The 6387-nt window shown below is 68.1% G+C and carries 5 protein-coding genes and 1 pseudogene; all 6 read right to left on the bottom strand.

The window, feature by feature from the left end; all coding sequences use genetic code 11:
• Positions 1 to 1274: pseudogene (locus VN779_RS11430) on the bottom strand (xyloglucanase); the annotation flags it as partial.
• A gap of 395 nt (positions 1275 to 1669) precedes the next feature.
• The gene (locus VN779_RS11425; protein WP_325722456.1) at positions 1670 to 2428 is read right to left on the bottom strand and encodes an LLM class F420-dependent oxidoreductase; all 759 of its coding nucleotides are present in this window, start codon (positions 2426 to 2428) and stop codon (positions 1670 to 1672) included.
• Between the two features lie 140 nt (positions 2429 to 2568).
• Positions 2569 to 4269 (bottom strand): ABC-F family ATP-binding cassette domain-containing protein, encoded by a 1701-nt coding sequence (locus VN779_RS11420; protein WP_325722455.1) that lies wholly within the window; start codon positions 4267 to 4269, stop codon positions 2569 to 2571.
• Between the two features lie 124 nt (positions 4270 to 4393).
• Positions 4394 to 4759, bottom strand: a complete 366-nt coding sequence (locus VN779_RS11415; RefSeq protein WP_325722454.1) for a MazG-like family protein — start codon at positions 4757 to 4759, stop codon at positions 4394 to 4396.
• Between the two features lie 50 nt (positions 4760 to 4809).
• The gene (locus VN779_RS11410; RefSeq protein WP_325722453.1) at positions 4810 to 5163 is read right to left on the bottom strand and encodes a VOC family protein; all 354 of its coding nucleotides are present in this window, start codon (positions 5161 to 5163) and stop codon (positions 4810 to 4812) included.
• 16 nt (positions 5164 to 5179) lie between these two features.
• Positions 5180 to 6387: alpha-amylase family glycosyl hydrolase (locus tag VN779_RS11405; RefSeq protein WP_325722452.1), on the bottom strand; the 1208-nt coding region annotated here is incomplete at its 5' end.

Raw genomic sequence — 6387 nt, 5'->3', positions numbered from 1 at the left:
GGGTCGATCGCCAGGCCCTCGGTCATCCAACCCAGCTTCGGTGACTCGACAGGTTCCTGAGTCGTCGTGCCGAAGGTGAGCCACGGCGTCGCCGAGGCGTCGATCGTGTAGGCGTCGGCGCGGTTCGGGTAGCTGGTGTAGTTCCAGGCCTGCTTCCAGGTCGCGCCGCCGTCGGTGCTGCGCCAGATGAACGTGTCCGGCCACCACGAGCTGTACCCGGTGACCATGATCGTGCCCGGATGCTGGGCATCGATGGCCAGGCCGCTGTATCCGAACCAGTCATTGCTCGTGTCAGAGGACTTCACCGGACTTATCTGGGTCCACGTCCCGGTCGCCAGCGTGTACTTCCACACGTCACCCGACGAGCCGTCGTACGGCCCACCCTTGTTGCTCGTCGCGATGTATAAAATGCCGTTCACCGGATCGACGACGCCCTTGTGCGCCATGAATCCGGTGGGCTGCCCAGCCACCCGCGACCACGTCGCGCCGCCGTCAGTGCTCTCATATACAGTGTTCTGCAGGTCCGCGACCCCGGCGAAGATGGTCTTGGTGGGGCTGCCGGATGATCCGGTCGCCTTGTCGAACGCCACCCATGTGACGCCCTGGTTGTCGCTGAGGTAGCCGGTGGTGTCCGTGGAGTCCTGCGCGTAGTTGCCGACGTTCGGGAAGTTCCCGACCTGGGACCAGGTCACGCCCGAGTCAGTGGACTTCCACAGTCCCTTTCCGCTGGGCGCGCCGAAGTACAGCACGTTGTCGTCATTCGGGTCCACGGCCAGGCGCTCGCCCATGCCGCGGCCGGGCATGTTGCCGCCGAGCTTGAAGGGCAGCGCGGTCGCGGTCCATGTGTTGCCCTGGTCCGAGGAGCGCAGGATCGAGCCGTTGTTCGGGTCCCAGGAGTTGGTGTACATCCCGACCGCGGCCCAGACCTTGCTGGTGTTGATCGGGTCCGCCGCTACGGACACGGCGCCCATGTCGCCCCAGTTGGACTGGCCGACCCAGTCCATCAGCGGGGTCCACGAGCTCGAGCCCTGATTCCAGCGGTACACGCCGCCGATGTCGGTGCGCGCGTAGATGATGTTCGCGGCCCCGGAGTTGAACACGATGTCCGGGATGAAGCCGCCGCCGCCGATCGCGACGCTGTTCCAGTTGTACGCGGTGGTGGCCGGCGTGGCCGCCTGCGCCGGTGAGGCCGCGGCCTGCACCAGGATCGGGCTGATCGCCGCCGTGGCCGCCGTGGCCGCGGCGAGCGCGGCCTGGACGAACCTTCTTCGCATGGGTCTTAAAGCCTCCGCCTTCTTGGTTCGAGCGCGCTCGGGCGGAAGGCCGCACGGGAGGAAACCTGCGTCCGGTCTCTGGGTCGGTCCGTCGAAGCGCTTCGATTGCTGTAGCGCCCGGGAGCGTAGAAGCGAAGCAGTCCGCTGGCAATATCGTCGAAGCGCTTGCCTGGCCCTGGGGACCCGCGCCCGCAGGCCCAACCCGCGCCTAGCGTGTCGTCCCAGTAGCGTCGAGCTGAAACTTTCGTTCCCAGGCCTCGCCCCACGCCGCCGCTATCAGCTGCCGTATAGCAAGGCTGTATGACAAATGAGCGCCCTGCGAATCCGTGAAAATCGATTCGCAGGGCGCTCGAACGCACCGCCCGCGCGTCTCAGCGCGAGCGGATGCCACCGCACTATCCGCGAGCGTGCTGGAGCAGCCGCTCCACCGCCTTGAGCTCGAACGGCACGTCCGAGCCGACGATGATGTGCGTCGCCCCGGCGTTGAGGTAATCCTCGAAGCTGTCGACCTCGTCCGGGCCGATCATCACGGTGCGGTCGATCTGCCCGGGATCGCGGCCCAGCTTCTCGCACCACTCGTTGAGCACCGAGTTCTTGTGCGCGAAGTTCTCGGCGGGCCCGAAGGAGTTCCACAGGTCCGCGCGCTCAGCCACGATCCGCAGCGTCACCTTTTCGCCGCTTCCGCCGATCATCAGCGGGATGTTCGCGCCGGACGGCGTCAGCTTGGCCAGCCGCGCCTCGATCCGCGGCAGCGTCTCGCGCAGCGCCCGCAGCCGCTCCGGCGCGGTGCCGAATTCGTACCCGTACTCGGTGTAGTCGCGCTCGAACCAGCCCGAGCCGATGCCGAGGATCAACCGCCCGCCGCTGATCTGGTCAACCGTGCGGGCCATGTCGGCGAGCAGGTCGGGATTGCGGTAGCTGTTGCAGGTCACCAGCGCACCGAACCGCGCGTGCGAGGTGTCCGCGGCGATCGCGGCCAGCATCGTCCAGCACTCGAAGTGCGCGCCGGCCGGGTCGCCGTAGAGCGGATAGAAGTGGTCCCAGGTCCAGATCGTGTCGACGCCGAGCGCGTCGGCTTCCTTCCACGCCGCGCGCAACTGCGCCATCTCGCAGTGCTGCGGCCGCAACTGCACGCCTACTTTGAACCGTGCCATGAATGAACGCCTCCAGGGCGGTTGCTTGACGATCTATGCCCATCCCATCACGCACCGGTTCGCTCCCGCCACCCGGTCGAACCAGGTCACCCGGCTAGACCCGCGACCGGCCGACCCGGCCGGCTCAGTCGCAGACCAGCTCAGTCCCAGACCGGCTCTGGCACCTGCGCGACCTTCCCGTCCGCACCCAAGTGCAGGAACCGGTCGAAGGAGCGAGTGAACCAGCGGTCGTGCGTAACGGCGATGACAGTGCCCTCGAAACCGGACAGCCCCGTCTCCAAGGCCTCGGCGCTGGCCAGATCAAGGTTGTCGGTCGGCTCGTCGAGCAGCAGCAGCGTGGCCCCGGAAAGCTCCAGCAGGAGGATCAGGAATCTGGCCTGCTGGCCGCCGGAAAGCGTCTCGAAGCGCTGGTCGCCCTGCGCCGCCAGTTCGTAGCGATTCAGCGCGCTCATAGCGGTGTCGCGGGGAAGGCTTGGCCGGCGAGCGTCGCCCTGCCAAAGGATCTCGGCGAGCGTGAGCGCGGTCAGCTCCGGCCGGTCGTGCGTCTGCGAGAAGTGCCCCGGCACGACGCGCGCACCGAGCCGGGCCGACCCGTGATGCCTCACCGGCGCCAACCCCTGCGTTCCCGCCGCCGGTTCCGCACCATCACCGTGCTCGACCCCCGAGGCGTCGAGCCACAGCATCGCAGGGTCCGGATCCGTGCCGCCGCGCCCGAGCAACCGGAGCAGGTGCGACTTGCCGGTGCCGTTCGCGCCGAGTACCGCAACCCGGTCGCCGTACCAGACCTCGAAGTCGAACGCACTGGTCAGGCCGTCCAGCTCCAACTGCTCGCAGATGACCGCGCGCTTTCCGGTGCGCCCGCCGTCCAGCCGCATCTTGATGTTCTGCTCGCGCGGCGGAATCGGCGGCGGCCCCGCCTGCTCGAACTTCGCCAGCCTGGTACGCGCCGCCTGCAGCCGGGTCGCCATCTCAGCGTTGTGCGACGCCTTCTGCTGGTACATCCGCACCAGCTCCTTGAGCTTGGCGTGCTCCTCGTCCCAGCGTCGCCGCTGCTCGTCCAGCCGCTCGTGCCGTGCCACCCGCGCGTCATGCCATGAGGCGAACGACCCGACGTGCGTCCAGGCCGAGCCGCCCTCGACCGCGACCACCCGATCGGCGGTATTCGCCAGCAGTTCGCGGTCGTGCGAGACATAAAGCACGGTCTTCGGAGACTCGAGGAGGCGACGCTCCAGCCAGCGCTTGCCCGGCACGTCCAGGAAGTTGTCCGGCTCGTCGAGCAGTAGCACCTCGTCCGTCCCGCGCAGCAGCAACTCCAGCGCGAAGCGTTTCTGCTGACCGCCGGAGAGGGTGCGCACGGGCCGGTTCCGCGTCTCATCCCAGGGCAGGCCGAGCACCGCGACCGACACGGTGTCGAACACGACTTCCAGTTCGTAGCCGCCGGCGTCTCCCCATGCGGTCAACGCGTTGGCGTACCGCATCTGCTCGCGCTCGCCGGCGGCGCAGTCGGGGGAGCTCAGCGCGGACTCGGCGCGGGCCACCCGTTCGCCGACCTCCCGCAGTGGTGGCGGCGCGAGCGAGAGAGCGAACTGCGCAAGGGTAGTCGAGTCGCCGATCATGCCGATGAACTGGCGCATCACGCCGAGCCCACCGACCCGCGCGACGCTCCCGGACTTGACCGGCAGGTCGCCGGAGATCAGCCGCAGGAGAGTCGTCTTGCCGGCGCCGTTGGGCCCGACCAGTGCGACCTTCGCGCCCTCGCCGACCCGGAACGAGACGTCGGCGAACAGCACCCGGCCGTCCGGGAGCACATGCCGCAGCCCGGCTACGTCCACATAGCCCATGAATGCGGATTCTCACCCGGTGTGTACAGCGATGTCATCCGGTTTTCCGCATGCGCTCCGCCGCCTCGTTGCGCTGCTCGGCTCCGCGCGCCACTCGTACCGGGACTTGCGGTGCGTCCTCATCTCAGCCGAGCGACCGCGCCGCGACGTGCTTAAGTCTCTCTGCAAAGACCGTCTGCGGGTCCGGATTGAGCGATGCGAGGGCAACCATGGCTGTGATGATCACGTCGCAGAGCTCGTGCTCAACGTCGCTCCAGCTGTGTGTGGTGCCCTTGCGCGGGTTCGCGCCGAGCGCGCCGATCACCGCCTGCGTGGTCTCGCCGACCTCCTCGGACAGCTTCAGCACGCGAAGCAGGCGCGTCGTCTCCGGCGTGACGCCGTTGTCGCGATTGTGTCCGTCGAGCCAGTCCACCAGCTGGGCCACCGTGTCCCACGCGCGATCATCCACGGCGCCATTAAACCGGGACCATCGCCACGCCCGCAGCGCCACACCGGTGCGGTCATCAAACCCGCGGCGGCATTAACTCCGCACCGTCCTCCTCACGCCTGTCCAGGACCCGGCTCGACGCAGAACTCGTTGCCTTCCGGGTCCGCCATGTTCGTGATGTGCTCGTCGCGGCGCAGCACGCTCGCGCCGAGTCGCTCGAGCCGGCGAACCTCATCCTCCATCCGCCCCGGGGCGCGCAAGTCGAAGTGGACGCGGTTCTTCGCGGTCTTGGGCTCCGGCACGCGGTTGAACCAGATGTTCGGGCCGCCCCAACCGGCTGCCTCCACGAACGCCTTCTCGACCGTCGAATCCTCATCGACGTCGGTCCCGAGGGCCGCGGCCCAGAAGGTCGCCAGCTTCAGCGCGTCCCGGGCGTCGAACGACACATTCTTGATCACACTCGCCATGGCCGCATGCTACGGCTCACCGCACCAGCCACGCCGCTGTATCGTTCGGCAACAATCCCGACTCCAGCGCGCCGCTGCACAGCGCGACCGTGCCGTTCACCGGGAGATCGATCGGACCGCCGGAGAGGTTGACCACGCAGATGAACGACGGGCCCGTGCTCGCGCCGGCGTCGGCGTCGTCTCTCGCGTCCCTTGCGAAGGCGAGGACGCCTTCCGGCGCGGAAAGCCAGGTGAGCGGACCGTCGCCAAGCTGTGTTGATTTGCGGCGCAGTGCCAGCGCCGCGCGATAGAGCTCCAGCATCGAATCCGGGTCACCGGCTTGAGTCTCGACCGTGACGTCCTTCCACGCCTTCGGCTGCGGGAGCCAGGGTTCGGCTGTCGCGGCCGCGTCCATGCCCGTCGCCGTTGCTGTCCCGGTTGTCGCGCTGAAGCCGAACGGCGGTTCCTGGCCGGACCACGGCAGCGGTACGCGACAGCCGTCCCGGCCCGGATTCGCGCCCGCGGTGCGCAAGAACATCGGGTCCTGACGCACCGCGTCCGGCAGGTCTTCGACCTCTTCCAGGCCTAGCTCCTCGCCCTGGTAGATATACGCCGAACCCGGCAGCGCCAGCGACAGCAGGATCGCCGCGCGCGCCCTGCGCGTGCCGAGCGTGAGATCCGTGGGCACGCCGAGCTGGCGAAACTCCAGGTTGAACGAGGTGTCCGCGCGGCCATAGCGCGTGACGTGGCGCGGGACGTCGTGATTAGACAGCACCCACGTCGCCGGGGCGCCGACCGGTGCGTGGATCGTCAGCGTCTCGTCGATGACGCGCCGCAGCTCGTCGGCCCGCCAAGCGCAGCCGAGGAACGCGAAGTTGAACGCGGTATGCAGCTCGTCGGGACGCAGATAGTTGGCGAAGCGCTGCGCGTCTGGAAGCCACACTTCGCCGATCAACGCGCGCTTGTCAGGGTACGAATCAGCGATCGCGCGCCACGAGCGGTAGATCTCGTGCACATCATCGCGATCGGTGTAAGGATGCTGGTTTTTAGAGGACGCTGTAGGCGGGTCCTCGGGGTCGAAGTCGGCGAGTGTGCGGTCCTTTGTCAGCAGGGCCGCCGAGTCGATGCGGACGCCGTCGGCGCCGCGATCCAGCCAGAACCGCAACACGTCCTCGAACTCTTGCCGCACCCGCGGATGTTCCCAGTTCAGGTCCGGCTGCTCGGCCGCGAACAGATGCAGGTACC

Source organism: Actinocrinis sp., assembly GCF_035605935.1.
Taxonomy (GTDB): domain Bacteria; phylum Actinomycetota; class Actinomycetes; order Streptomycetales; family Catenulisporaceae; genus Actinocrinis.
Note: the sequence above shows the minus strand (reverse complement) of the source record. Positions and strands in the feature narration are given on the sequence as shown.

What these genes read in the sequence shown, in the direction of transcription:
- VN779_RS11425 (WP_325722456.1), bottom strand. Translation starts at nt 2,428, where the DNA reads ATGGCACGGTTCAAAGTAGGCGTGCAGTTGCGGCCGCAGCACTGCGAG.
- VN779_RS11420 (WP_325722455.1), bottom strand. Translation starts at nt 4,269, where the DNA reads ATGGGCTATGTGGACGTAGCCGGGCTGCGGCATGTGCTCCCGGACGGC.
- VN779_RS11410 (WP_325722453.1), bottom strand. Translation starts at nt 5,163, where the DNA reads ATGGCGAGTGTGATCAAGAATGTGTCGTTCGACGCCCGGGACGCGCTG.